At 73.7% G+C, this 24,508-nt stretch carries 19 protein-coding genes; 13 read left to right on the forward strand and 6 right to left on the reverse strand.

The window, feature by feature from the left end:
- Positions 1–139 precede the first annotated feature (139 nt).
- The gene (locus tag MID12_RS19265) at positions 140–2,380 is read left to right on the forward strand and encodes a tetratricopeptide repeat protein (RefSeq protein WP_263169153.1); all 2,241 of its coding nucleotides are present in this window, start codon (positions 140–142) and stop codon (positions 2,378–2,380) included.
- A 1,378-nt stretch (positions 2,381–3,758) separates the two neighbouring features.
- Here the strand turns inward: MID12_RS19265 and MID12_RS19270 are convergent.
- Positions 3,759–4,196, reverse strand: a complete 438-nt coding sequence (locus MID12_RS19270; RefSeq protein ID WP_263169156.1) for a hypothetical protein — start codon at positions 4,194–4,196, stop codon at positions 3,759–3,761.
- A gap of 236 nt (positions 4,197–4,432) precedes the next feature.
- Between MID12_RS19270 and MID12_RS19275 the strand changes: the two genes are divergently transcribed.
- Positions 4,433–4,873, forward strand: a complete 441-nt coding sequence (locus tag MID12_RS19275; protein ID WP_263169159.1) for a hypothetical protein — start codon at positions 4,433–4,435, stop codon at positions 4,871–4,873.
- A 99-nt stretch (positions 4,874–4,972) separates the two neighbouring features.
- Here MID12_RS19275 and MID12_RS19280 read toward each other — a convergent pair whose 3' ends face one another.
- Together MID12_RS19280 and MID12_RS19285 are read right to left on the reverse strand one after the other, a co-directional pair.
- Positions 4,973–5,992, reverse strand: coding sequence for an aldo/keto reductase family oxidoreductase (locus MID12_RS19280; RefSeq protein ID WP_263169161.1), 1,020 nt, complete (start codon positions 5,990–5,992; stop codon positions 4,973–4,975).
- A gap of 101 nt (positions 5,993–6,093) precedes the next feature.
- Positions 6,094–6,573: a GNAT family N-acetyltransferase gene (locus tag MID12_RS19285; protein ID WP_040252449.1), complete on the reverse strand. Its 480-nt coding sequence runs from the start codon at positions 6,571–6,573 to the stop codon at positions 6,094–6,096.
- A gap of 175 nt (positions 6,574–6,748) precedes the next feature.
- On the opposite strand from MID12_RS19285, the gene MID12_RS19290 reads away from it, so the two are divergent.
- On the forward strand, positions 6,749–7,549 hold the full coding sequence (locus MID12_RS19290; protein WP_263173274.1) for an exodeoxyribonuclease III: 801 nt from the start codon (positions 6,749–6,751) through the stop codon (positions 7,547–7,549).
- A gap of 91 nt (positions 7,550–7,640) precedes the next feature.
- On the opposite strand, the gene MID12_RS19295 is transcribed toward MID12_RS19290, so the two are convergent.
- Complete coding sequence (locus MID12_RS19295; RefSeq protein WP_040252456.1) at positions 7,641–8,336, reverse strand: MerR family transcriptional regulator; 696 nt, start codon at positions 8,334–8,336, stop codon at positions 7,641–7,643.
- Positions 8,337–8,603: 267 nt separating this feature from the next.
- On the opposite strand from MID12_RS19295, the gene MID12_RS19300 reads away from it, so the two are divergent.
- From MID12_RS19300 to MID12_RS19315, 4 genes are all read left to right on the forward strand, one after another.
- Positions 8,604–10,175, forward strand: coding sequence for a flavin-containing monooxygenase (locus MID12_RS19300; RefSeq protein WP_263169164.1), 1,572 nt, complete (start codon positions 8,604–8,606; stop codon positions 10,173–10,175).
- Positions 10,172–11,095 (forward strand): alpha/beta fold hydrolase, encoded by a 924-nt coding sequence (locus tag MID12_RS19305; RefSeq protein ID WP_263169166.1) that lies wholly within the window; start codon positions 10,172–10,174, stop codon positions 11,093–11,095. The genes MID12_RS19300 and MID12_RS19305 overlap by 4 nt, the downstream gene beginning before the upstream one ends.
- The gene (locus MID12_RS19310) at positions 11,092–11,979 is read left to right on the forward strand and encodes an SDR family oxidoreductase (RefSeq protein ID WP_040252462.1); all 888 of its coding nucleotides are present in this window, start codon (positions 11,092–11,094) and stop codon (positions 11,977–11,979) included. Before MID12_RS19305 ends, MID12_RS19310 begins: the two co-directional genes overlap by 4 nt.
- A 263-nt stretch (positions 11,980–12,242) precedes the next feature.
- Positions 12,243–12,440, forward strand: a complete 198-nt coding sequence (locus MID12_RS19315) for a hypothetical protein (RefSeq protein WP_263169170.1) — start codon at positions 12,243–12,245, stop codon at positions 12,438–12,440.
- Positions 12,441–12,610: 170 nt separating this feature from the next.
- Here the strand turns inward: MID12_RS19315 and MID12_RS19320 are convergent, their stop codons facing one another.
- Positions 12,611–16,066, reverse strand: a complete 3,456-nt coding sequence (locus MID12_RS19320; RefSeq protein WP_263173278.1) for a S41 family peptidase — start codon at positions 16,064–16,066, stop codon at positions 12,611–12,613.
- A gap of 387 nt (positions 16,067–16,453) precedes the next feature.
- Here MID12_RS19320 and MID12_RS19325 point away from each other — a divergent pair, with 387 nt between their 5' ends.
- On the forward strand, positions 16,454–17,044 hold the full coding sequence (locus MID12_RS19325; RefSeq protein WP_040252466.1) for a TetR/AcrR family transcriptional regulator: 591 nt from the start codon (positions 16,454–16,456) through the stop codon (positions 17,042–17,044).
- Positions 17,045–17,158: 114 nt separating this feature from the next.
- Positions 17,159–19,390, forward strand: coding sequence for an MMPL family transporter (locus MID12_RS19330; protein ID WP_040252468.1), 2,232 nt, complete (start codon positions 17,159–17,161; stop codon positions 19,388–19,390).
- A 209-nt stretch (positions 19,391–19,599) separates the two neighbouring features.
- Here MID12_RS19330 and MID12_RS19335 read toward each other — a convergent pair whose 3' ends face one another.
- A complete protein-coding gene (locus MID12_RS19335) occupies positions 19,600–19,959 on the reverse strand; it encodes an SsgA family sporulation/cell division regulator (protein ID WP_040252471.1) in 360 nt (119 codons plus the stop codon).
- A gap of 532 nt (positions 19,960–20,491) precedes the next feature.
- On the opposite strand from MID12_RS19335, the gene MID12_RS19340 reads away from it, so the two are divergent.
- The 4 genes from MID12_RS19340 (at position 20,492) to MID12_RS19355 (ending at position 24,506) form a co-directional block, all read left to right on the forward strand.
- Positions 20,492–21,616 (forward strand): energy-coupling factor ABC transporter permease, encoded by a 1,125-nt coding sequence (locus tag MID12_RS19340; RefSeq protein ID WP_040252473.1) that lies wholly within the window; start codon positions 20,492–20,494, stop codon positions 21,614–21,616.
- Position 21,617: 1 nt separating this feature from the next.
- Positions 21,618–22,379, forward strand: coding sequence for a cobalt ECF transporter T component CbiQ (cbiQ, locus tag MID12_RS19345; RefSeq protein WP_040252474.1), 762 nt, complete (start codon positions 21,618–21,620; stop codon positions 22,377–22,379).
- A gap of 97 nt (positions 22,380–22,476) precedes the next feature.
- The gene (locus tag MID12_RS19350; protein WP_186095456.1) at positions 22,477–23,235 is read left to right on the forward strand and encodes an energy-coupling factor ABC transporter ATP-binding protein; all 759 of its coding nucleotides are present in this window, start codon (positions 22,477–22,479) and stop codon (positions 23,233–23,235) included.
- The gene (locus MID12_RS19355) at positions 23,232–24,506 is read left to right on the forward strand and encodes a serine hydrolase domain-containing protein (protein ID WP_411576981.1); all 1,275 of its coding nucleotides are present in this window, start codon (positions 23,232–23,234) and stop codon (positions 24,504–24,506) included. Before MID12_RS19350 ends, MID12_RS19355 begins: the two co-directional genes overlap by 4 nt.
- The last annotated feature ends 2 nt before the right edge of the window (positions 24,507–24,508 follow it).

A 24,508-nucleotide genomic window follows, 5' to 3' on the forward strand; every position in this document is an offset into this window, starting at 1 on the left:
GCGGCGGTGCGCCGAGGCGCCTGCCCCCGGCGCGGCGGGCGGACACGCCACCTGGCCCGAATCCCTCCCCCGCGCCGGGGCGGACTGACAGACTCCGGGGAGGATTCCGGGCACGATCGGGCGCTGGCGGGAGCTGCGGGTGGACGAGGTGAACAACGGCGTTGCGGGCGGCACCCAGGGTGTCGTCCTGCAGGGCGCGCACAACCACATCGAGAACCTGGTGCTGCACGGCCCGGCCGCCCGCAACCGGCGCATCCCCCGCATGCTCCCGTACGCGCCCGAGGAGTTCGTCGACCGCGAGGAGCAGCGCGCCGCCCTCGACCGGCTCTCCGCCACCCGCGCCGGGCGCACCTCACCCCTGGTCGCCGCGCTCACCGGACCGCCCGGCGTCGGCACCAGCGGACTGCTCGCGCACTGGGCCAACTCCCCCGACCGGTTAGGGGAGTTCCCCGGCGGCATCTTCTACTACGACCTCAGCGCGGGCGCCTCGGGCCCGGTGGACCCGGTGGCGGTCCTGGAGTGCTTCCTCGCCGAACTGGAGGTCCCCCGGGCCGAGTTGTCGGCCGTACCGGAGGTACTCGCGGCGCATTTCCGGTCGTTCACCTCGGCGGACCCCTGCCTGGTGCTGCTCGACGGGGTGGCCCGGCCCGGCCAGGTGCGCCCGCTGCTGCCCGGGCATCCGCAGGGCATGGTCCTGGCCGCCAGCGGCAGCCGCCTCAGCGGGCTCGGCCAGGCGGTGCCCTCCCGGCCCGCGCCGCTGCCGGTCGGCGCGCTCGACGAGGCGGCCTGCACCGAACTCTTCCTGCGCTTCGCGGGCCGACCGGAGGGTGCGGAGCCGGAGGCGGTGCGCGCGGTGGTCGGCCTGCTGGGCGGGCTGCCGGGTGCGGCCCGGATCGCCGGAGTGCTCGCGGCCGACCCCTTCGGCGGCGGCGTCGAAGAGCTCGCCCGGCGCCTGCGGACCCAGCGTTCCTCCCTGGAGGTGCTGACCTTGGCCCTGGACGAGGACGAGCCCGACGGCGCCTACGACCAGTCCTGGCACTCCCGGCAGCTGGCCCTGCGCTCCGTCTGGGCGACCGCGTACCAGACCCTCGGCCCGGCCGCCCGGCACACCTACCGCGCCCTCGGCCTCAACCCCACCCCGGAGTTCGCCGACGGCCTGCTGCGCGCCCTCGCCGGAGGCGAGGCCGCGGGCGAGCGGGTACGGCGGCAGCTCCTCGAAGCACAGCTCGTCGAACCGGCGGGCCCGGGCCGCTGCCGGATGCCCCGCTTCGGCCACGAGTACGCCCGCGAACTCCCGGAGGACCCGGAGCGGGACGCGGCGGCCCTGGCCGCCCTGCTCGACTGGTACCTGCGGCGCACCACCGCCGCCGCCCACCAGCTCTCCAGGCGCTGGCACTTCGGGCCGCTCTTCGCCGAACCTGCGCTGCTCACCGCCGAGTTGGTCGACCGCGACCAGGCGCTCGCCGCGATGACCGCCGAACTGGACAACGCCTCCGCCGCCGTACGGCTGGCCCACGACCGCGGGCAGTACGCGGCAGCCACCCGACTGACCGAGGCGCTACGGGACTTCTACTTCCCGCGCGGGCAGCACTCGCACTGGCTGGAGGTCTGCCGCTGGGGCCTGAAGGCGGCCGAAGCCCTGCCGGAGGACGCCGCCTTGGTCCGCGCCCGCATGCAGTACGAGCTGGCCTTCTGCTACGTCGACCGAGGCGCGGCGGACGACCTCACCCGCGCCGCCGGGCACTACCAACAGGCCCTGGACCAAGCCCGGTTGGCCGGACACCCGCGTACCGAGTCCTCCGCCCTGGAGGGCCTCGGCCAGATCGCGGTACGGGAGGGCCGCTCCGAGGAGGCGATGGACCTCTTCGCGCAGGCGGCCGAGGCTCTGGAGGGCGTCGACCACCCGCGCGGCCGGGTCCTGCTCGGCTTCCACCGCGGCAACGCCGCGAGCGCCGCCGGGCGCCACCAGGAGGCGGCCGCCCTCCTGGAGTCGGCCCACCGGGACTTCGCCGCTCTCCCCGATCCGGTCAACGCCGCCAAGAGCCTCAGCCGCCTCGGCGGTGCCCTGCTCGCCGGGGGCCGCCCCGAGGAGGCTCTCGGCCGCCTGGGCGAGGCCCTCGCCGCCCACGAGAACGGCACCGTCCACGCGCCCAAGGACCGGGCGGACGCCCTCCTGCTGCGCGGCGACGTCCACCACGCCGCGGAACGGCCCGAACCGGCCCGCGCGGACTGGGAGTCAGCGCTCGCCCTCTACCGGGACCTGGGCAGCCTCCGCGCCGAGGAGGCCCTGCGCCGGCTCGCCGCCCTCGACGGGCCGGGCACCGGGGGCGGCGACCCCGGTCGGACCGGGGTCGGCGACCCGGGTCAGGACGAGGACTGAGACGGGGGCGGTGCCGCGGCCCGGGCCGGGCGCGCCGATGCCGACCGTGATGCGGTGGGCGGGGGCCCCGGTGCCTTCCGTGCCGACTGCGTCCTCCGCCTCCGCCTCGGTCTCGGTCTCGTCCCCGCCCTCGCTCAGCCGTCCGTACAGGACCGACGCGGCCGCCGCGGTGTCGGACCACCAGGCCGGGTTCTCCCAACGGGCCTGATAGCTCCGGTGGTTGCCGCCGTCGCGCAGGACGAGGGTGCTGCGGGCGCGGTCACGGGGGTCCGGAACCGCCACCAGAGCGCAGCCCGGGTGGCGCCGGAAGAGCTCGGTCGCGGCCTGGGCGGGGTCGGCGGTGCGGGGGGCCACCACGATCTCGGCGGTGTGCGCCCAGTGGGGCTCGGGTTCACCGGCGGTGACCACCAGGTGCGGGTCGTGCGGCTCCAGGTCGGCGGGCCGGTGCAGCGAGGCGGGGTACCGCCGGATCCGCACCCGCTCCCGGGCGCCCGCGACCGGCCGTACCTCGGCGAGGACCGGAGGGGGCAGCGGGGCGGTCCGTACCGACGGGTCCGGTGGCGGCAGCGGTACGGGGCGGGCGTGGACCGGGTGGGCGGGCTCGGGGAGCCGCAGCCGCTCGTAGCAGAGCGTGCGGATGGCGCGCAGGGCCTCGCCGGGGCGCGAGGTGAGGGCCCCGGCGGCCCGGGCCAGGTCCGGATCGCCGGGCTGCTGCCGCATGGCGCCTTCGAGTTGTGCGCGCAGCGGGACGAACGGGGCGGTGCGCGGCAGGAGCCGGCCGAGCAGGGCCATGGGGGAGTCCGGGGCGACGGTGTCCTCGTCGAAGGCGGCGAGCACCCCGGGCAGCCCGTGCCGGACCCCGTAGAGGGTCAGCGAGCCATGGTCCCCGAGGAAGACATCGGCCGCGCAGAGCGCCGCCTTCCAGGTGTCGCTCTCCGGGCGGGGGAGGAGCAGCCCCTCGCGCAGATAGGGCGCCAGCCAGGAGCGGACCTGACGGCCGCTGTGGCCGTACCAGGCATTGGGATGGACGGCGGCCAGTACGCGGTATTCGTCACGCGGGAGTTCGGCGAGCGCGCGGTGCACGAGGGCGAAGGGAATACGGTGCCGGATTTCCGGGCGGCCGCATTCCTGTGCCAGAAGTGAACGGGTCCCCCAGGTCGAGGTGATCACCACGAGTTTCTGGCCCGGTGCGATTCCGAGGCCGGTGCGGTATTCCTCCCGGAAGGGCGCGGAGGCCTCCAGCTCGTCCGCGCAGGGATCGCCGAGGGTGTGCGCCACGGGCACCGCCTCGGGGCAGCCCGCCCGCAGCCGCTCCCGCTGCTCGTCATGCGAGAGCACGATCGCGGAGTGCAGCAACTCCCCCTCGTGCAGCAGCCATTCAGCCGTCAGCCCGAAGGCTTCCGGCTTCCGGCTTCCGGCTTCCGGCTTCCGGCTTCCGGCTTCCGGCTTCCGGCTTCCGGCTTCCGGCTTCCGGCTTCCGGCTTCCGGCTTCCGGCTTCCGGCTTCCGGCTTCCGGCTTCCGGCTGAGTTTTTTATTGTATCCGGCGCCGTGGGGGAATCCTATGAGAGGGGCGGATATTTCATGGAGTCCGCCGCCGCGGCTGGTGGCCACCGCGAGGTCGAAGGTGTATTCCTTCGCCTCGTCCCAGGGAATGAGGGGAAAATCGTGCCGCGCCGCGAATTCCCGTACGCCCGCCGTGAACGGGGACGAGCCGGTGCAGGTGAAGAAGAGCTGCACCCGGGGGTCGCCGTCGAAGACGGTCAGGATGTCCAGGAGGCGGGTCGCCGAGGTGACGTTGTGGATGACGCCGAGCACGGACCGTTCGTAGGGCACGGTGCGCCAGTGCGGCGGGAGTCCGGCGCGGCGCGGCCGGGGGTCTCCTTGATCCGTACTGGGCACCTCTGCACCCTACGCAGCGCCCCGGCCTGCTGGAAAGGCGGCTGCCCCCGGCCCGGGCGCCACGCCGTGGGGGCGGCTTCCCAAGCCGGATGCGGATCCCTACGGTGGCCTCAGCGCATCCGCGCGGGTACGCACCGTGGCAAGGGGGTTTCATGGAAGCCGAGTTGGCGGGACTGGCCTCGTCGGCCGCGACGGCGGTGGTCGGTCTGATGCTGTCGGAGGCCTGGGAGCAGGGCCGTTCGCGGCTGGCACGCTTTCTCGGCAGGGGCGGCGGCGAGGAGGCCGTGGCCGAGGTGGAGGAGGAACTGCGCTCCTCGCAACGGGAGTTGGTGGCCGCCCGGGACTCCGGTGACGAGGAGGAGGCGGGCGACATCCAGCTCGCCTGGCGCCAGCGGATGCGGCGTGCCCTGCGCGAGGACCCGGAGGCCGCCGAGGAACTGCGCCGTCTGCTGGCCGAGTGGGAGGCGGAGACCGGCAAGGGCACCGGGGTCACGGTGACCAACACGATCTCCGGCGGGGTGCAGCACGGACCGGTGATCCAGGGGCAGAGCTTCCACGGCTCGATCACCTTCCAGGGCCCGGATCCGCGGTGAGCGGAGACGGGGCGCCCCGACCGCTGAGCTGACGTCAGTACCGGTGCGCCGCGCGGGAGTTGGCGTACCGGTGCGTCGAGACGGCCGTCGCCCGCCCGTTCACGGCAGCCCCGCCCCCCGTGCCGTCACCCACAGCACGTACCACTCCTCGTGTGTCAGTTCCGGTGGGCGCAGGGCGGCGTCGCGGCAGGCGTGGATGCGGCTGGGGCGGGCGGTGCCGATGACGGGGGCGATGCGGGCCGGGTGGCGCTGGAGCCACCAGAGGAGGATGGTCTCGGGGGTGGTGCCCTTGGCCTCGGCGAGGGTGGTCAGGAGGGCGGCGGTGGCCCGCTCCTCGGGGGTCTGCTGGCGGCCGGTGAAGCGGCCCTGGGCCAGGGCGCCCCAGGCCTGGAGGCGGATGCCGTGCCGCAGGCAGTATTCGAGGGTGCCGGTGGGGAAGCCGCTGCGGGCGGCGGCCGGGGTGTTGAGGAGGACGCCGTCCTCGACCCAGTCCCGGCGGTCCAGGCTCATCTCCAGCTGGTTGGCGACCAGCGGTACGTCGGTGTGCTGTCTGAGCAGGGCGATCTGCGCCCCGCTCATATTGGAGACGCCGAACTGCCGTACCAGGCCCTGCCGGTGGAGCGCGGAGAGCGCCTCGCCGGTCTCGGCGGGGTCGGCCAGCGGGTCCGGGCGGTGCAGCAGCAGGACGTCGAGCACGTCGGTGCGCAGCCGGGTCAGGCTCTCCTCGGTGCGGCGGGCGATGGTCGCGGCGCGCAGGTCGTAGAGGCCGGGCAGGGTGCCGTCCGCCTGGCGGATGCCGCACTTGGTCTGCAGGACGATGCGGTCGCGCAGCCCGGGGGTGCGGGCGAGGACCTCGCCGAAGACCGCCTCGGACTTTCCGCGCCGGTAGATGTCGGCGTGGTCGAAGACGGTGATGCCGCTGTCCAGGGCGGCCTCGATCGCCGCTTCGGCCTCGTCGATCTCGGCGGTGCCGTAGGGCGTCTCGTCCCAGCTGCCGCCGAGCCCCATGCAGCCGTAGAGCAGGCGGCCGCCGTCGAGCTCCGCCGCGCGCCCGGCAGGTGGGCCCGGTGCGGCGAGGGGTGCAGGTTCCGGTTCTGAGGGGGAGTCCGCGATGGTCACCGCGCCAGCCTACGGCGCGGGTGGCGTCCCTCCGGCCGGGGGCCGTCGAGGGCTCGGTGGCTCGGTGGTTCAGCGGTTCGCCGGCTCGCCGGCTCGGTGGTTCAGCCGAGGAGGGGCTTGGCGAAGCAGAGGCTGAGTTCGTGGAAGCGGTAGTGGCCGAACTTGGCGCAGGGCTCGTATCCGGCGGAGGTGTAGAGGGAGACCGCCTCGGGCTGCTTGGTGCCGGTCTCCAGGACCATCCGGGTCCGGCCGCGCAGCCGGGCGTCGTCCTCCAGGGCGGCGAGGAGCACCCGGGACAGTCCGCGCCCGCGGGCCTCCGGGACCACGTACATCCGCTTGATCTCGGCGTCGCCGTCCGAGTAGCCCCACTCGTTCTCCTCCTGGCCGCGCCAGCCGCCGGTGGCCACCGGGAGCCGTCCGTCGTAGGCGAGCAGGTAGAGGCCGAGCGGCGGTGCGAACATGGCCGGGTCCAGGGGCGTGATGTCGCCTTCGTCCTGGTAGCGCTCGGCGTACTCCAGCTGTACGCGGTCGTTGAGCGCGACGGCGTCGGGGTGGTCGAAGGGGACCGGACGTATATCCATGCGGGTAATCGTACTTCTATGCGTGGGTGGGGAGGAGTCGTGACGGGCGGGTGAGGCAACGGCCACAGTACGACGAGTCGCGGGCCGGGGGCCTGGTGCGTGCGGCGGGGGTGGTGCTCGTCCGGCTCCCCGGCCCGTTGTCGGACCCGGCGGTTATCGTGCCGGGGTGCTGACTGTGACCAGTGTGAATGTGAACGGACTGCGGGCCGCAGCCAAGAAGGGCTTCGTGGAGTGGCTCGCCGTGACCGAGGCGGAGGTGGTCTGCCTCCAGGAGGTGCGCGCCGAGCCGGGGCAGCTGCCGCCCGAGGCGGGGGCGCCCGAGGGCTGGTTCGTGGTGCACGCCCCGGCCGCGGCGAAGGGGCGGGCCGGGGTCTCCCTCTACAGCCGCCGGGAGCCGGACCGGGTGCGGATCGGCTTCGGCGCCGAGGAGTTCGAGAGCAGCGGGCGGTATGTGGAGGTGGACCTGCCGGGGGTCACCGTGGCCAGCCTGTATCTGCCCTCCGGTGAGGTCGGCACCGAGCGGCAGGAGGAGAAGTGGCGGTTCATGGCCGCCTTCCGCGACCATCTCGACGCGCTGCGGCTGCGCGCCGCGGCCGACGGGCGGGAGGTCCTGGTCTGCGGCGACTGGAACATCGCGCACCGCGAGGCCGACCTCAAGAACTGGCGGGCCAACCGGAAGAACTCCGGGTTCCTGCCCGAGGAGCGCGAGTGGCTCGGCGCCGTCTTCGGCGAGGGGGAGGGCGAGGGCGGCTATGTGGACGTGATGCGCCGCCTGCACCCGGACGTCGAGGGCCCGTACTCCTGGTGGTCCTACCGGGGCCAGGCCTTCGACCGGGACACCGGCTGGCGCATCGACTACCACGTGGCCACCCCCGGCCTCGCGGAGCGCGCCCTCAAGGGCCGGGTGGAGCGTGCCGCCAGCCATGCCGAGCGCTGGTCGGACCACGCGCCGGTGACGGTGACGTACGGGAGCTGAGGCGGTCCGCGCCGGCGGGCCGGGGGTCGGGCTCCGATCGCCCGGACCGCCCGGTGCGACCGCGCCGCGCTCCACCCCTCCGGGCCGCGCCCTACGCCTCCGGGCCGTCCTGCGGTCGCCGCCCCGCCGCGTCCTGGCGGCGCTTGTCGAACTCCTCGGCGAAGCGGCGGTCCATCGCCATGGAGAGTTCCGCCTCCACGATGGACTTGGCCATCGGGCGCATCTCCTGGACCTCCTCCAGGGAGGCGTGGGCGAGGGCCATGTCGGCGAAGATCGTGACCAGGGCCTCGGCGTGCCGGCGTACCTCGGTGGCCCCGCGCAGCACCTCGGCGAGCGGGATGCCCCGGCCGACCAGCTCCGAGGAGAGGTCCAGCAGGCGGCGGCTGACGTGCACGAACTCGGTGCCCGAGGTGCCGAGGTAGCCGAGGTCGAGGGCGGCGGCGAGGTTCTCCGGGGTGACGTCGTCGGCGAAGTAGTCGAAGAGCTCCTCGGGGGTGAGGCGGACCGGGGTCTCCTCGGTGGGGGCGCCGAGGCCGAGCAGGTCGCCGACGTCGCGGCCGTTGTCGAAGGCCTCGGCCAGCTCCGCGATGCCGCTCAGGGTGTGGCCGCGCTCCAGGAGGGCCGAGATGGTGCGCAGCCGGTCCAGGTGGCGGTCGTCGTACCAGGCGATGCGGCCCTCGCGGCGGGGCGGCGGGATCAGCCGGCGTTCCCGGTAGAAGCGCAGGGTGCGCACCGTGATGCCCGCCAGTCTGGCCAGCTCGTCCACCCGGTACTGCTGTTCCTCCATCGCCACCCTCGCAGCTTAGGCGGTGTCCGGGATCCGCCTCAGGGGTCCGCGGGAGAGCCCGCCGCCCGCACCGGGGGCGCCCCGGCCGCCGTGAGCGGGCGCGGCGTACCGCTGGAAACCGGTGTTTCCGCAGGTCCGGACCCGGTTCACCTACCCGCGGTAACTTTTCCGGCCGGAACCCTACCCACCAGTTAACTCCTGCCTTACTCTCCAATTGTGCCAGTGGTTACTGGCAAGGTTTATGGGGCCGCACGCGAGGAGGAGCCGATGAGCGGGCACGAGCACGAGCATGTACGGGTGGCGGTGATCGGTTCCGGTTTCGGCGGACTCGGCGCCGCCGTGCGGCTGCGCCGCGAGGGCATCACGGACTTCGTGATCCTGGAGCGGGCGAGCGGCGTCGGCGGCACCTGGCGGGACAACAGCTACCCGGGCTGCGCCTGCGACGTCCCCTCGCACCTGTACTCCTTCTCCTTCGCGCCCCACCCGGACTGGCCGCGCACCTTCTCCGGCCAGCGGCACATCTGGGAGTACCTGGAGTACGTCGCCGACACCTTCCGGCTGCGCCCGCACCTCCGCTTCGACTCCGAGGTGAAGCTCGCCCGCTGGGACACCGAGAAGCTGTGGTGGGAGCTGGAGACCGCGAGCGGCACCCTCACCGCCGATGTGGTCGTCTCGGCGACCGGGCCGCTGTCCGACCCGAAGATCCCCGCCGTCCCCGGCCTGGACTCCTTCCCCGGCAAGGTCTTCCACTCCGCCAAGTGGGACCACGACTACGACCTGCGCGGCAAGCGGGTCGCCATGATCGGCACCGGCGCCTCGGCGATCCAGATCGTGCCCGCGATCCAGAAGGACGTCGCCCGGCTCACCCTCTTCCAGCGCACCCCGCCGTGGGTGATGCCCCGGGTGGACCGGAAGATCACCGCGCCCGAGCGCTGGCTGCACCGGCAGCTCCCGGCCAGCACCAAGCTGCGCCGCGGCATCCTGTGGGGCATCCGCGAACTCCAGGTGCAGGCCTTCACCAAGCACCCCGGGGAACTGGGCCTGGTGGAGAGCCTCGCCAAGGCCAATATCGCCCGCGCCGTGCGGGACCCCGAGCTGCGCCGCAAGCTCACCCCGGACTACCGCATCGGCTGCAAGCGCATCCTGCTGTCGAACAGCTACTACCCGGCGCTCGCCAGGCCCCATGTCGACGTCGTCGCCTCCGGGCTGGCCGAGGTCCGCGGCTCCACCGTGGTCGCCGCCGACGGCACCGAGACCGAGGTCGACGCGATCGTCTTCGGCACCGGCTTCCACGTCACGGACATGCCCATCGCGGAGCGCGTGGTGGGCGCCGAGGGCCGCACCCTCGCCGAGAGCTGGTCCGGCAACGGCATGGCGGCGCTGCGCGGCGCGACCGCCAGCGGCTTCCCGAACCTGATGACGGTCATCGGCCCGAACACCGGCCTCGGCAACTCCTCGATGATCCTCATGATCGAGTCCCAGCTGAACTACCTCGCCGACTACCTGCGCCAGCTGAACGTCCTCGGCGGCCGCGCCGCCCTCGACCCGCGCCCCGAAGCCGTCGAACGCTGGAACGACTTCGTCCAGCAGCGCATGGAGCGCACCGTCTGGAACACCGGCGGCTGCAACAGCTGGTACCTCGACGCCTCCGGCCGCAACACCACCATCTGGCCGGGCACCACCGGCGAGTTCCGCCGCGCCACGCGCTACGCCGACCTCGCCGAGTACGACATCCTGCGGCCGCCCGCGAAACAGGGGACGGACGCGACCGCCACCACCACCCAGGGCACCGCCAAGGCCGAGCGCGGCCGGGCCCGGAAGCAGGAGAGTGCCGCATGAGCCGCGCCCCGCACGTGACCTCGGGCCCCTTCGCCCCGCCGGAGCCGAGGCGGCGGGTGACCGCGACCTCCGCGGACGGCGCCGTCATCCACGCCGAGGTGCACGGCCCCGACGGGGCGCCCGCGGTCGTCCTCGTCCACGGCTGGACCTGCTCCACCGCCTTCTGGGCCGCCCAGATCCGCGACCTCGCGGCCGACCACCGGGTCATCGCCTACGACCAGCGCGGCCACGGCCGCACCCCGCAGGTCCCCGGCGGCTACCGCACCGAACTCCTCGCCGACGACCTCGAAGCGGTGCTCCGCGCCACCCTCGCCCCCGGTGAGCAGGCCGTCCTCGCCGGGCACTCCATGGGCGGCATGACGATCATGGCGGCCGCCCGGCGCCCCGCACTCCGCGAGCACGCCGCCGCGGTACTGCTCGCCAGCACCGGCTGCTCCCAGCTGGCGCAGCGCTCCACGGTGCTGCCGCTGCGGGAGGGCAGGGTCCGTACCCGCCTCACCAAGCAGATCCTCGCCGCCCGGCTGCCGCTCGGCCCGGTCACCCCGCTCGCCCGGGCCGCCCTGCGCTACGCCACCATGGGCCCCGGCACGGTCAAGGAGAAGGTGGAGGCCGGCGCCCGTATCGTGCACGCCTGCCCGACCCGGGCCCGGCACGACTGGGGACTGGTCCTCAGCACCCTCGAACTCACCGACCACGTGGCGGACCTGGCGCTGCCGACCGCCGTGGTCGCCGGCACCGCCGACCGCCTCACCCCGCCGGTGAACGCCCAGGGCCTGGTCGCCGTCCTGCCGCACTGCGTCGGGCTGCTGGAGCTGCCCGGCGTGGGCCATATGTCGCCCATCGAGGCGCCGGAGGCGGTCAACGACCGTATCCGCGAACTCACCACCGCATACCTGCCTGCCAAGGAGGCCGCCGCATGAGCCGCAAGAGTCTGGACGGACAGGTCGCTGTCGTCACCGGAGCCGCCCGGGGTGTCGGCGAACTGCTCGCCCGCAAGCTCTCCGCGCGGGGCGCGAAGATCGCCCTGGTCGGCCTGGAGGAGGACGAGCTGAAGCGGGTCGCCGCCCGGCTCCACACCGACAGCGACCACTGGTACGCCGATGTCACCGACCACGCCTCGATGGCCCGGGTCGCCGAGCAGGTCAAGGCCCGCTTCGGCCGGGTGGACATCGTGGTCGCCAACGCCGGGGTGGCCAGCGGCGGGCCCTTCGCCGACTCCGACCCCGAGTCCTGGCGCCGGGTGATCGAGGTCAACCTCATCGGCTCCGCCGTCACCGGCCGCGCCTTCCTGCCCGCGCTCGTCGAGAGCCGCGGCTATCTGCTCCAGATCGCCTCGCTCGCCGCGATCACCCCCGCCCCGATGATGTCCGCGTACTGCGCCTCCAAGTCGGGGGTGGAGGCCTACGCGCACAGCCTGCGCGCCGAGGTCGCGCACAAGGGCGTCAAGGTCGGCGTCGGCTACCTCTCCTGGACCGACACCGACATGGTGCGCGGCGCCGACCGCGACGACGTGATGCGCGAGCTGCGCCAGCGGCTGCCCTGGCCGATGAACAAGACCTATCCGCTCGGCCCGGCCATCGACCGGATCGTCACCGGCGTCGAGCGCCGCGCCACCCATGTCTACGCCCAGTGGTGGCTGCGCGGCATGCAGTCGGTGCGCGGCTATCTGCCGGGCGTCATCGGCACCTTCGGCCCGCGCGAGGTGCGCAAGGTCGAGGGGCGCGCCGGCCAGATCTCCCGCGGCCTGGTCGGCGCGGGCGGCGAGGCCGACGAGCAGACGCGGTCGGCACGCGGCTCGGCTTGAGGGCTGGGGCTTGAAGCCCACGAGGTGAGGGCTGAGGTCCGAGACCTAGAGCCCGCGGGGTGAGGGCTGAGGGCTGAGGGTTGAGCCGAGGCCCGGGGTTGGGGAGCTGCGCGCGCTGTGGGGGCGGGCGCAGCTCCCCGCCCCGCTCCCGGGGCGCCCGCGCCCTCGCTCCGCGGGGGCGAATTGATCGAAATGCACGAGATGTCCGCCCGTGGCAGTCTGGTCGAGGCCCGACCGCCCAAGACCCCACGGGAGGGGACTCGATGAGCCTCAGGGACCAGTTCAGGATCAAGGCCGACCAGCTGGCCGCCCGCGCCGAGGAACAGCCGCGCGACACCAAGGACCAGCCCGGCGTACGCGCCACCCCGCGCCCCGACCCCCGCCCCGGCACCCGCCGCGAGGACCGGCACGAACGCACCCCGCTGCGCGCCGACCGCCCCGACGAGCTGTACGAGGCCTGAGCGACGAGCTGTACGAGGGCCTGAGCGGGGCATCCGCCAGGGCCCCGCGCCTCCTCCACCGCGCCCCCTCCCGTACGTGACGTCCGTACGGGAGGGGGCGCGGCGGTCTGCCCTCGGCTCCCCTTCCGCTCCTCTTCTCTTCCTCTCCGACCCTCTTCCGGCCCTCGGTCCTACGCCTTGTCCCCCTGCCCGGGGTTCTCGCCGCCGTGGCCGTCGCGGTCCGAGGTGCTCGGGCGGGGTGGCAGTGCCGGGCGGCGGCGGTCCGGGACGGCGCTGTAGTCGGGCGGGGAGGCGGCGGGCTCCTTGGCGAGCAGGTCGAGGGCGACCCAGACCGCGTCGTCGAGCTGGGCGTGGCGGCCCTCGGCCCAGTCGAGCGGGGTGCGCAGCGCGTCGATGTCGGGCTCGACCCCGTGGTTCTCGATGGACCAGCCGTAGGCGTCGAACCAGGCCGCGTTCATCGGCACCGTGATCACACTGCCGTCGCCGAGCCGGTGCCGCCCGGTCATGCCGACCACCCCGCCCCAGGTGCGGCTGCCCACCACGGGACCGAGCCCGAGCAGCTTGAAGGCCGCGGTGATCATGTCGCCGTCGGAGGAGGTGGCCTCGTCGGCGAGGGCGACCACCGGGCCGCGCGGGGCGTTGGAGGCGTACGAGACGGGCTGGGCGTCGCGGGTGAGGTCCCAGCCGAGGATGGTGCGGGTCAGCTTCTCCACCACGAGTTCGCTGATGTGGCCGCCCGCGTTGCCGCGCACGTCCACGATCAGGGCGGGGCGGGAGACCTCCATCCGCAGATCGCGGTTGAACTGGGCCCAGCCGGAGCCGCCCATGTCGGGGATGTGCAGGTAGCCGCACTTGCCGCCGCTCAACTCCCGTACCACCGCCCGGCGTTTGGCCACCCAGTCCTGGTAGCGCAGCGGGCGCTCGTCCACCAGCGGGACCACCGCGACCCGGCGGGTGCGGCCGCCGCCCTCGGCCGGGCGGAAGGTCAGCTCGACGGTGGTGCCGCCCGCCGCGGCGAGCAGCGGGAAGGGGCCCGCGTCCGGGTCGACCGGGCGGCCGTCGACATGGGTGAGCGCCGCGCCCTCGCGGATCCCGGTACCGGCCAGCGGGGAGCGCGCCTTGGAGTCCGAGGAGTCGCCCGGCAGGATCCGGCTGACGTACCACTCGCCGTCCCGGGGGACCAGGTTGGCGCCGAGCAGGCCGATGGCGCGCTGGTAGTGCGGGGGTCCCTCGTTGCGCCGGGCGGGGGCGACGTACGCGTGCGAGGTGCCCAGCTCGCCGAGGACCTCGCGCAGCAGATCGGCGAACTCGTCCGGGGAGGCGACCCGTTCGACCAGCGGTCGGTACTGGTCGAGCACGGCGGGCCAGTCGATGCCGCACATGTCCGGTTCCCAGAAGAACTCCCGGATGATGCGGCCCGCCTCGTCGAAGGACTGCCGCCACTCGGCGGGCGGGTCGACCTCGTGCAGGATGCGGCGCAGGTCGATCCAGACGGTGGCGTCGAGGTCGCCGGGGTCGGCCGCGGGCACCGAGCGCAGCTCGCCCTCGTCGACCAGGACGAGCCGCCCGCCGTTCCCGCTGACCGCGAACCAGTCGAGGTGGCCCAGGAGTTCGGTCTTGCGCGCGCGGCCGAGGTCGAACTGCTCCAGGGTGGGCCGCCCCGAGGTGTCCGTCGGATTGACGAAGGTCTCGCCGAGCGCCCCGGAGATCGGCCAGCGCAGCCAGACCAGGCCGCCGCCCGCGACCGCGCTCAGCGCCGAGTACTTGGAGGCGGCGACCGGGAAGGGCACCACCCGGTTCTCCAGGCCCTCGATCTCCACGTGCACGGTGCCGTCCCCGGCCGCCGCCCCGCTCGGGTCGAGGCCGCCCGGCACCGGGCGCCCGTCCGGGGAGAGCGCGAAGGGGGACAGGGTCGCCGAGGAGAGGGGGACGAGATAGGGGCGGCAGCCGAGCGGGAAGGAGAGGTCGCCGGTGTGCACGTCGTAGACCGGGTCGAAGCCCCGCCAGGAGAGGAAGGCGAGAAAGCGGCCGTCCCGGGTGAAGACCGGATTCTCGTCCTCGAAGCGGCCGTTGGTGACGTCGACGATGGTCCGGTCCTTGATCCGCGCCATCTTGATCTGCCGCAGCGAGCGCCCGATCCCCGGGTGCGACCAGGTCAGCCAGGCCCCGTCCGGGGAGAAGGCGAGATCGCGCACGGGGCCGTTGACGGACTGGATCAGCTCGGTGACGGGGCCGGGGTCGCTGGTCCCGGGATCGGCGGTCCCAGGACCAGTCGTCCCGGGTTTCTCGGCCTCCGGCTCCTCCGCCCCCGCTCCCTCCTCCGCTCCCGCCTCTTCCTCGGCCCCCGCTTCCTCCTCCGCCTCCCACTCCTCGATCTCCTCGATCCCCGCGGCCAGTTCCTCCCCCTGCTCCTCCGCCGAGGTCGCGACGAGGAGCAGGCGGCCGTCGTTGGTGGCGACGGCGAGGCGTTCGCCGGTCGGGTCGGAGACCATCTCCAGGACCCGGCCGAGCTGCCCGGCGGCCACCCGGCGCGGGGGCCACTCGCCGGTGGCGCGCGGCAGGAAGGCGATCTCGATGGCCTCCTCGCCCTCCGCGTCCGTCACATAGGCGATCTGCCCGCCGTCGCCCAGCATCTCCGGGAGCCGGACCCGTACCCCCGGGGTGTCGGAGATGGTGCGGGCCGGGCCGTCGCGGTGGGTGAGCCAGTACAGGCTGCCGCGTACGGTGACGGCGCTCGCGCGGCCGGTGGTGTCCACCGCGAGGCCGTCCACGTTCTGGGCGGCGGGCACCTGGTAGCTGCGGCGGCCCGCCCGGGGGCCGCCGAGGCGGATGTCCAGGCGGCGGGCGCGGGAGTCGGCGGTCAGCTCGTCCACCAGCCAGATCTCGCCCGCGCACTGGTAGACGACGCGGTGGCCGTCCGAGGAGGCGTTGCGGGCGTAGAAGGCGTCGTGGTCGGTGTGGCGGCGCAGGTCGCCGCCGTCGGGCAGGACCGAGTAGAGGTTGCCGACGCCCTCGTGGTCGGAGAGGAAGGCGATCCGCCCGCCGACGAACATCGGTGACTCCAGATGCCCGTCCAGCGAGGGGAGCAGCCGCCGGCCGTGCAGCCACAGGCGGCCCGTCGCGCCGCCCCGGTAGCGCTTCCAGGCGGCGGGCTCGTGCGGCGGTTTGCCGGTGAGCAGGAGGGTCTTCTCCTCGCCCGCGTGCTCGCAGATGGCGATGTCGGAGACCGGACCCCAGGGCAGTTTGCCGCCCGCGGAGCCGTCGGTGGGCACCTTGTAGGCCCAGGCGAAGTACGAGAAGGGCTGGCCGTGCGAGGCGACGGCGAGGATCTCGCCCTGCGGGCTCCAGCCGCAGACCCGGGTGTCCACGCTGCCCCAGTAGGTGAGCCTGCGGGCGGGCCCGCCGCCGACCGGCGCGAGGTGGATCTCCGGGTCGAGGCTGCGCCAGGTGGTGAAGGCGATGCGGCTGCCGTCGGGCGAGAAGCGCGGGTGGCTGACCTTGGTCCGGTCGACGGTCAGCCGCCAGGCCCGGCCCGCGGGGGCGCCCTCGGCGGTCAGCGGGGCGAGCCAGAGATCGTCCTCGGCGGCGAAGCAGAGCAACTCGCCGCTGAGGTGCGGGAAGCGCAGATAGCCGGGGGCGTCCCCGTCCGTGCGGCCGTCCTCGCGGCGCCGCCGGGCGGACTGCTCGGCCTGCTGCTCGGCCGTCTCCTCGGTGGACTCACTCACCCCACCCATGCTTTGCCCGGGGCCTGGGACCGGCAACTCGTGGGAGTGGGGCCGGGCACGGCGGGGCGCCGGCCCGTCGAGGGCGTTTCGGGCGGGGTGAGACACCTCACCTCGAATCCCCCTCGAAACTGTTCCGTTTCGCTGCGGGGAGGACGTAGGCTCGGTGTACGAAACCGTTTCGTTCAGAAGTGTGGATCACAAGCGTCGAGAAGTCCCGCAGGGACCGCCGGTCCGGCAGTACGTGAAGGACCGGCCCCGTACGGACATCGGCAGGAGGAGGTGAGGACGGTGACGGCGGAGGCAGTATCGCGCCGCAGCCGGATCACGCCGGAGCGCGAGGCCGAGCTGTACGGCGCCGTGCTCGACCTGCTGCGCGAAGTCGGCTACGACGGCCTCACCATGGACGCCGTGGCGGCCCGCACCCGGTCCAGCAAGGCCACGCTCTACCGCCAGTGGGGGAGCAAGGCCGAGCTCGCCGTCCGGGCACTCCGCAGCCAGAAGCGGGTGAACCTGGAGGACGTGGACACCGGGAGCCTGCGGGGCGACTTCCACCGGATCGTGGAGAGCGAGGACGACTGCCGGATGGAGGAGGACTCCGCGCTGATGCGGGGACTCGCCATGGCCGTCCACGCCAACCCCGATCTGCACAAGGCCTTCCGCGAGCTGATGGTCGCGCCGGAGGTCACCGGCCTCGGCCGGGTGCTCCAGCGGGCCGTGGACCGGGGCGAGGTCGGTGCGGACAACCCCGCGCTGCCCTACGTGGTCCACATGCTCATCGGCGCCTATGTCGCCAGGGACCTGGTCGACGGCCGGCCCCTGAACCAGTCCTTCCTCCGTGACTATGTCGACTCCGTGGTCCTCCCCGCCCTCGGCGTCTGACCCCTCCTAGACCCCCGCGCGCTCCCCTCGCGCACCGCCCGGCGTACTCCGCTCATGTCGCCAGGTCACCCACCCCTGCCCTGTTGGACCTCAACTGACCGGGAGTTCACCTCCGTGGCCACGTACCTGTACAAGCTCGGCCGGCTCGCCTTCAGGCGCCGGCGCTGGTTCGCCCTGATATGGGCCGCGCTGCTCGCCCTCGCGGTCTTCGGCGCGGCCAAGGCCCCCTCGCCGGGCGCCTCCGCCTTCTCGATCCCGGGCACCGAGGCGCAGCGCGCCTTCGACCTGCTGGAAGAACGATTCCCCGGCTCCAGTGCCGACGGTGCCCAGGCCCGCGTGGTCTTCCAGGCGCCGGACGGCCAGAAGATGACCGACCCCGCGAACAAGAAGGTCATCGCGGACACGGTCAAGGAGCTCGGCTCCGGTTCCGAGGTGGACTCCGTCTCCGACCCGTTCAAGGCGGCCGGGGTCAGCAAGGACCGCAGCACTGCCTACACGCAGGTGACGTACAAGGTCACCGGCATGGAGCTGGAGGAGTCCTCCCGCGAGGCACTGGAGAAGTCCGTCGAGGACGCCCGCAGCGGCGGGCTCGCGGTCGAGGTCGGCGGTGACGCCCTCCAGGCCACCCCGGAGACCGGCAGCACCGAGATCATCGGTATCGCCATCGCCGCGGTCGTCCTGGTGATCACCTTCGGCTCGCTGCTCTCGGCGGGGCTGCCGCTGCTGACCGCGCTGATCGGTGTCGGCGCCGGAGTCTCCGGCATCGCCGCGCTGTCCAGCACGCTCAACCTCGACCAGAACACCTCCACCCTGGCCACGATGATCGGCCTGGCGGTCGGCATCGACTACGCCCTGTTCATCGTCTCCCGCTACCGCGCCGAACTCGCCGAGGGGCGCGGCAAGGAGGAGGCCGCGGGACGGGCCGTCGGCACCGCGGGCTCCGCGGTGGTCTTCGCCGGACTCACCGTGGTCATCGCCCTGGTCGGCCTCTTCGTGGTGAACATCCCGATGCTCACCAAGATGGGCGCCGCCGCGGCCGGCACGGTCGCCGTCGCGGTCCTCATCGCGCTGACCCTGATCCCGGCCCTGCTCGGCTTCGCCCAGAAGCGGGTCCGCCCCGCGGGCGAGAAGTCCAAGCTGCTCGGCGGCGGCCGCAGGAAGTCCGCCGAGAAGGCCGCCGGGCCGAACAGGGGCACCCGCTGGGCGCAGTTCGTGGTGCGCCGCCCGATCATGGTGCTGCTCGCGGGCGTGGTCGCCCTCGGTGCCATGGCGGCGCCCGCGGCCTCGCTGGAGCTGGGCCTGCCGGACGACGGCTCCCAGCCCACCAAGACCACCCAGCGCAAGGCCTACGACATGATCTCGGAGGGCTTCGGACCGGGCTACAACGGCCCGCTGATGATCGCCACCGACCTCGAGGGCTCCGGTGACCCGAAGGCCGCCGCGGGCGAGGCCGCCAAGAAGATCGCCGGTGTCGACGGCGTCGGCCCGGTCACCAAGCCGGTCCTGAACAAGGCGGGCGACGCCGCGACCTTCATGGCGGTGCCCGACTTCAAGCCCAGCAGCAAGGAGACCGAGGACGTCGTCCACGCCATCCGCGACGCGGGCCCCGGCATCAAGGCGGACAACGGCGCCGAGATCATGGTCACCGGCAGCACGGCCATGAACATCGACGTCTCGCAGAAGCTCAACGACGCGCTGGTGCCGTATCTGGCCCTGGTCGTCGGACTCGCCTTCCTGCTCCTGATGATCGTCTTCCGCTCGGTGCTCGTCCCGCTCAAGGCGGCGCTCGGCTTCCTGCTCTCGGTCCTCGCGGCCCTCGGCGCGGTCGTCGCGGTCTTCCAGTGGGGCTGGCTCGGCGGTCTTTTCGGGGTCGAGGAGACCGGCCCGATCATGTCGATGATGCCGATCTTCATGGTGGGCGTGGTCTTCGGTCTCGCGATGGACTACGAGGTCTTCCTGGTGACCCGGATGCGGGAGGCCTACGTCCACGGCGAGGAGCCCAAGCAGGCGGTCGTCACGGGCTTCCGGTACGGGGCCCGGGTGGTCACCGCCGCCGCGGTCATCATGATCGCCGTGTTCGCCGGGTTCATCGGCTCCACGGAGCAGATGATCAAGATGATCGGCTTCGGCCTCGCGATCGCGGTCTTCTTCGACGCCTTCCTCGTACGGATGGCGATCGTGCCCGCGGTCCTGGCGCTGCTCGGCCGCTCGGCCTGGTGGCTGCCCGGCTGGCTCGCCAAGGTGCTGCCGAACGTCGACGTCGAAGGCGAAGGCCTCAGCAAGCTCGACGGAAGCCGCGGCGACCAGGACGACCCGGACGCGGAGAAGGAGCTGGTCCGCGCCTAGCGGAGACCGGGTCCCGGGCGGCGCTGTCGCCCGGGACCCCGCAGACCGCCGGGGCCGCCGTCAGGGCGGGCCGGTCCCGGCACCGCACCGCCCGTGGGGACGGGGACGGTGCGCCACAGGAACCCGGTGGCAGTGTGAGCGGCACTGGCACCGGGTTCCGGCGTGTGCGGGGGCCTCGGTCGTACCGGACCCGGCGGCGGGGCGGCGGCTCAGCGCAGGATCGGCGTCGGCGTCGGATAGGTGAGGCGCAGGAAGCGCACCAGTGCCGCTATGTCGAACTGGACCATCGCCACGGTGTGCCCGTTGTGCCGCTCGACCATGGCCTGCACCCGGCCGCAGGGCCAGACGCGGAAGTCCCCGCTGTCCACCGGGCCCCGCATCCCGCGCTCCAGGAGGTCCCGCGCGAAGACCCAGTCCTCCACGTGCTCGCCGGAGCCGCGGAAGCTGAGCCGGATGTCCCCGGGGGCGGCGTCGGGTTCGTAGCGCAGAGTGACCGGGATGGAGCGCGGGTCCTCGGCGGAATCCGTGACGATGCGGGCGCGGAGGTTCTTCTTGATGGCCTGGGGCATCGGTGCGGCTCCCTTGGCTTGCCGTCGTCGGGCAGGTGGCACCCGCCGGTCTCGCCCGGACGGGATCGCCCCGCCCGGACCGGCGGCACCCGCCGCCTCGGTCACGCCCTGTCCGCCCCGTCTTCGAGGACATGGCCCCTGCGACTGGTGAGGTTCACCCTCCAATGTGACATATGTGCAATTCCTCCTTCCAGTCCGGTTGGGCCTGTGGAGTGGGAGGGCGGTCGGCAGGGGTTTCGGGTGCGCGCGGGGGCCGCGCCGCCTCCGGCCCGGGTCCGGGGGCGGGGCCACCGTGCCCCGAGGGGCCCAAGTGCCGTGACGTGCGCGGCTGTTGGCCCGAACCCTCAAATGGTCTGCGCCCGCTCTTGCAAAGTCTTCGCAAGAGAGCACTATCATCAGATGGCTGTCCTCACAGCCAGGGCCCCGGCCCGCCGCCCGCGGCTCCCCCGAGCCGCTGTCCCCGCCCCCAGCGTGTGATCGCCCGAAGCCGTGCGATGCCCGACCGTCCCCGATGCCCGGAAGCGGTGCAGCCATGCATGTCCCCGATGGATTCATCAACGCCCCCGTCTCCGCCGCCACCGGCGTCGTCGCCGTGGCCGCGGTGGCGGTCGGGCTCAAGGGCGCCCGCCGGGAGCTGGCGGCCTCCGGGCCCGCGCTCGGCGGCGCGGAGCGCACGGCGCCGCTCGCGGGCCTCGTCGCCGCGTTCATCTTCGCGGTGCAGATGCTGAACTTCCCGGTGGCCGCGGGCACCAGCGGCCACCTCCTCGGCGGGGCGCTCGCGGCGATCCTGGTCGGCCCCTACACCGGCATCCTGTGCGTCTCGGTGGTCCTGCTGATGCAGGGGCTGCTCTTCGCGGACGGCGGGCTCACCGCGCTCGGCGTGAACATCACCAACATGGCCCTGGTGACCGTCGTCGTCGCCTACGCCCTCTTCCGCGCGCTGCTCAAGGTCCTTCCCCGGCGCCGCAGTTCGGTCACCGCCGCCTCCTTCGCGGCCGCCCTCGTCTCGGTGCCGGCCGCCGCCCTCGCCTTCACGCTGATGTACTGGCTCGGCGGCACCACCGAGGTCTCGGTCGGCAAGGTGGCGACCGCGATGGTCGGCGTGCACGTCCTGATCGGCATCGGCGAGGCCCTGATCACCGCCGCCACCGTCAGCGCCGTACTCGCCGTCCGCCCCGACCTGGTCTACGGCGCCCGGGGCCTGTCCGCCCCGCTGAAGCTGCGCGTCGACGGCGAACTCGTCGACGCCCCGGCCGCCGCACCGGCCCCCGCGCCCGCCGCCTCCGGTCCGCACCCGCGCAAGGTCTGGATCGGCGGTCTGATCGCCTCGCTGCTGCTCGCCGGCTTCGTCAGCTTCTACGCCTCCGCGAACCCCGACGGCCTGGAGAAGGTCGCCTCCGACAAGGGCATCGACAAGAAGGCCGAGGAGCACGACATCGCGGACTCGCCGCTCGCCGACTACGGCGTCAGCGGCATCGACAACACCCGCCTCGCCGGAGGCCTCGCGGGCGTGATCGGCGTCGGCGGCACCATCCTCCTCGGCAGCGGCGTCTTCTGGGCGGTACGCCGCCGCCGGACCACCGGCACCTCGCCCGCCGAGACCGCCTCGGCCACCGGCGCGGGTACGAGTGGCCCCGCCGACCGCGAAGCGGTCTGAGATGGGCGCCGGCCACTCCCACAAGCTCTACCGCCACGGGCACTCGGTGGTGCACCGGCTCCCGGCCCACTGCAAACTCGCCGCGGTCTTCTGCTTCGTCCTCGTGGTGGTCTCCACCCCGCGCACCGCCATGTGGGCCTTCGCCCTCTACGCGGCGCTGCTCGGCGCGGTGGCGGCGCTGGCCCGGGTGCCCGCCGGATTCCTCGCGAAGCGGCTCCTGATCGAGGTGCCCTTCGTCGCCTTCGCCGTCCTGCTGCCTTTCGTCGCCGAGGGCGAGCGGGTGGACGTCCTCGGCCTCTCGCTCAGCGTGAACGGGCTGTGGGGCGCCTGGAACGTCCTCGCCAAGGGCACCCTCGGCGTCGCCGCCTCGGTGCTGCTCGCCGCCACCACCGAACTGCGCGAGGTGCTGCTCGGGCTCCAACGCCTCGGCCTGCCTTCGCTGTTGGTGCAGATCGCCTCCTTCATGCTCCGCTACGGCGAGGTGATCACCGACGAGATGCGCCGGATGCGCCTCGCCCGCCTCTCCCGCGGCTTCGAGGCCCGGGGCGTACGGCACTGGGGCGTGCTCGCCAAGTCGGCGGGCGCGCTCTTCATCCGCTCCTACGAACGCGGGGAGCGCGTCCACCTGGCGATGCTCAGCCGCGGCTACACAGGGGCGATGCCGGTGATCGACCGGATCACCGCCTCCCGCGCCCAGTGGTCGTACGCCCTCGCGCTGCCCGCCCTGGCGCTGGTGGTCTGCGTCCTCGGCTGGACGCTGTGAGCCGGACCCGCGCCGGGAGCGCCCGGCGGCCCGGTCCGGACCCGGCGCTGTGAGCCGCGAGACACCCGCTGGCCCGCACCCCGCCCCGTCTGCTGGGATGGAGGGTGTGACCGCACCCCTCTCGCTCGAAGTGTCGAAGCTCGCCTTCGCCTACCCGGACGGCCACCAGGCCCTCTTCGGCGTGGACCTCGCCCTCGCCGCCGGGGAGCGGGTGGCCCTGCTCGGCCCCAACGGCGCCGGGAAGACCACCCTCGTCCTGCACCTCAACGGCATCCTCGGCGGCGGCCTCGGCACCGTGAAGGTCGCGGGCCTCCCGGTCGACCGCGGCAACATGGCGGAGATCCGCCGCCGGGTCGGCATCGTCTTCCAGGACCCCGACGACCAGCTCTTCATGCCGACGGTGCGCGAGGACGTCGCCTTCGGGCCCGCGACCGCCGGACTCCGGGGCGCCGAACTGGAGGAGCGGGTACGGGAGGCGCTGGACCGGGTCGGCATGACCGCCTACGCGGACCGGCCGCCGCACCACCTCTCCTTCGGCCAGCGCCGCCGGGTCGCGGTGGCCACCGTGCTCGCGATGCGCCCCGAGATCCTCGTCCTGGACGAACCCAGCTCCAACCTCGACCCCGCCTCCCGGCGTGAACTCGCCGACATCCTGCGCTCCTTGGACGTCACCGTGCTGATGGTCACCCACGACCTGCCGTACGCCCTCGAACTCTGCCCGCGCGCGGTCATCCTCTCCGAGGGCGTCATCGCCGCCGACGCCCCCACCGCCGAACTCCTCGCCGACCAGGAGCTGATGGCGAGCCACCGCCTCGAACTCCCCTTCGGCTTCGACCCCGGAAGCGCCCGCCGATGAGCACCGACCAGCCCGCAGCCGACCAGCCCGCAGCCGAACAGCCCGTACCCGCAGGGCAGTTGACCCCCGCCCCGGTGACCGTGCACGGCACCACCGCCCCCGGCTGGGAGCCGGTGCGCGAGGCCTTCGCCCGGAACTTCCCGGTGTACGGGGAGCGCGGCGCCGCCGTCACCGTGTACCGGCACGGGCGCCCGGTGGTCGATCTCTTCGGCGGCGTACGGGACTTCGACGCCGCCGGACCCGGTGCCGCGCCCTGGGAGCACGGCACCGCGCAGATCGTGCGCTCCGCCACCAAGGGCGTGGCCGCCGCCGTGCTCCTCGCCCTCGCCGAGCGCGGCCTACTCGACCTGGACGCCCCGGTGAGCGCCTACTGGCCCGAGTTCAAGGCGCACGGCAAGCAGCACACCCTGGTCCGCGACGTCCTCGCCCACCGCACCGGGGTCGTCGTCCTCGACCCGCCGCTGACCCCCGCCCAGGCCGCCGACCAGGATCTCGGCGCCGCCGCGGTCGCCGCCCGGCGCCCCGACTGGGAGCCCGGCACCGACCACGGCTACCAGGCGCAGACGTACAGCTGGCTGACCAATGAACTCGTGCGCCGGGTCACCGGGTCGAGCGTGGGGGAGTGGGCCGCCGCGCACTTCGCGGAGCCGCTCGGGCTCGACCTCTGGCTGGGGATGCCCGCCGCCGAGCAGCACCGCGCCGGACGCATCGGACCGGTCACCGCACCCGAGAAGGGCGGCGGCCTCAGGCTCCGCGCCAAGCGCGAGGTCGCCGAGGCCTACCGCGACCCCGCCAGCCTCACCCGCCGCGCCTTCGGCGCCATCGACCCGGCGCCCGACGAGAACGACCCCGCCTACCGCGCCGCCTGCCTCCCCGCCTCCGGCGGCATCGCCACCGCCCCCGCCCTGGCCCGCTTCTACGCCGCCCTGATCGGTCGAGTCGACGGCCACCAGCGCCTGTTGAGCGCCGAGACGGTCGACCGCGCCCGGGCGGTGGCCGCCGCGGGACCCGACCGCGTCCTGGTCGTCGCCACCCGCTTCGGCCTCGGCTGGATGCTGCACGGCCCCGCCTCGCCCTTCCTGGACACCGGCTCCTTCGGCCACCCCGGCCGCGGCGGCGCCCTCGGCTTCGCCGACCCCGCACACGGCATCGCCTTCGGCTACGTCACCAACGGCCTCCAGAAGGGCGTCACCGCCGACCCGCGGGCGCAGGGGCTGGTACGGGCGGTGCGCGCGGTCCTGGCGGACCAGGGCGAGGCCTTCGGCGCCTGAGC

This window comes from Streptomyces sp. SCSIO ZS0520, assembly GCF_025643355.1.
GTDB classification, from domain to species: domain Bacteria; phylum Actinomycetota; class Actinomycetes; order Streptomycetales; family Streptomycetaceae; genus Streptomyces; species Streptomyces physcomitrii.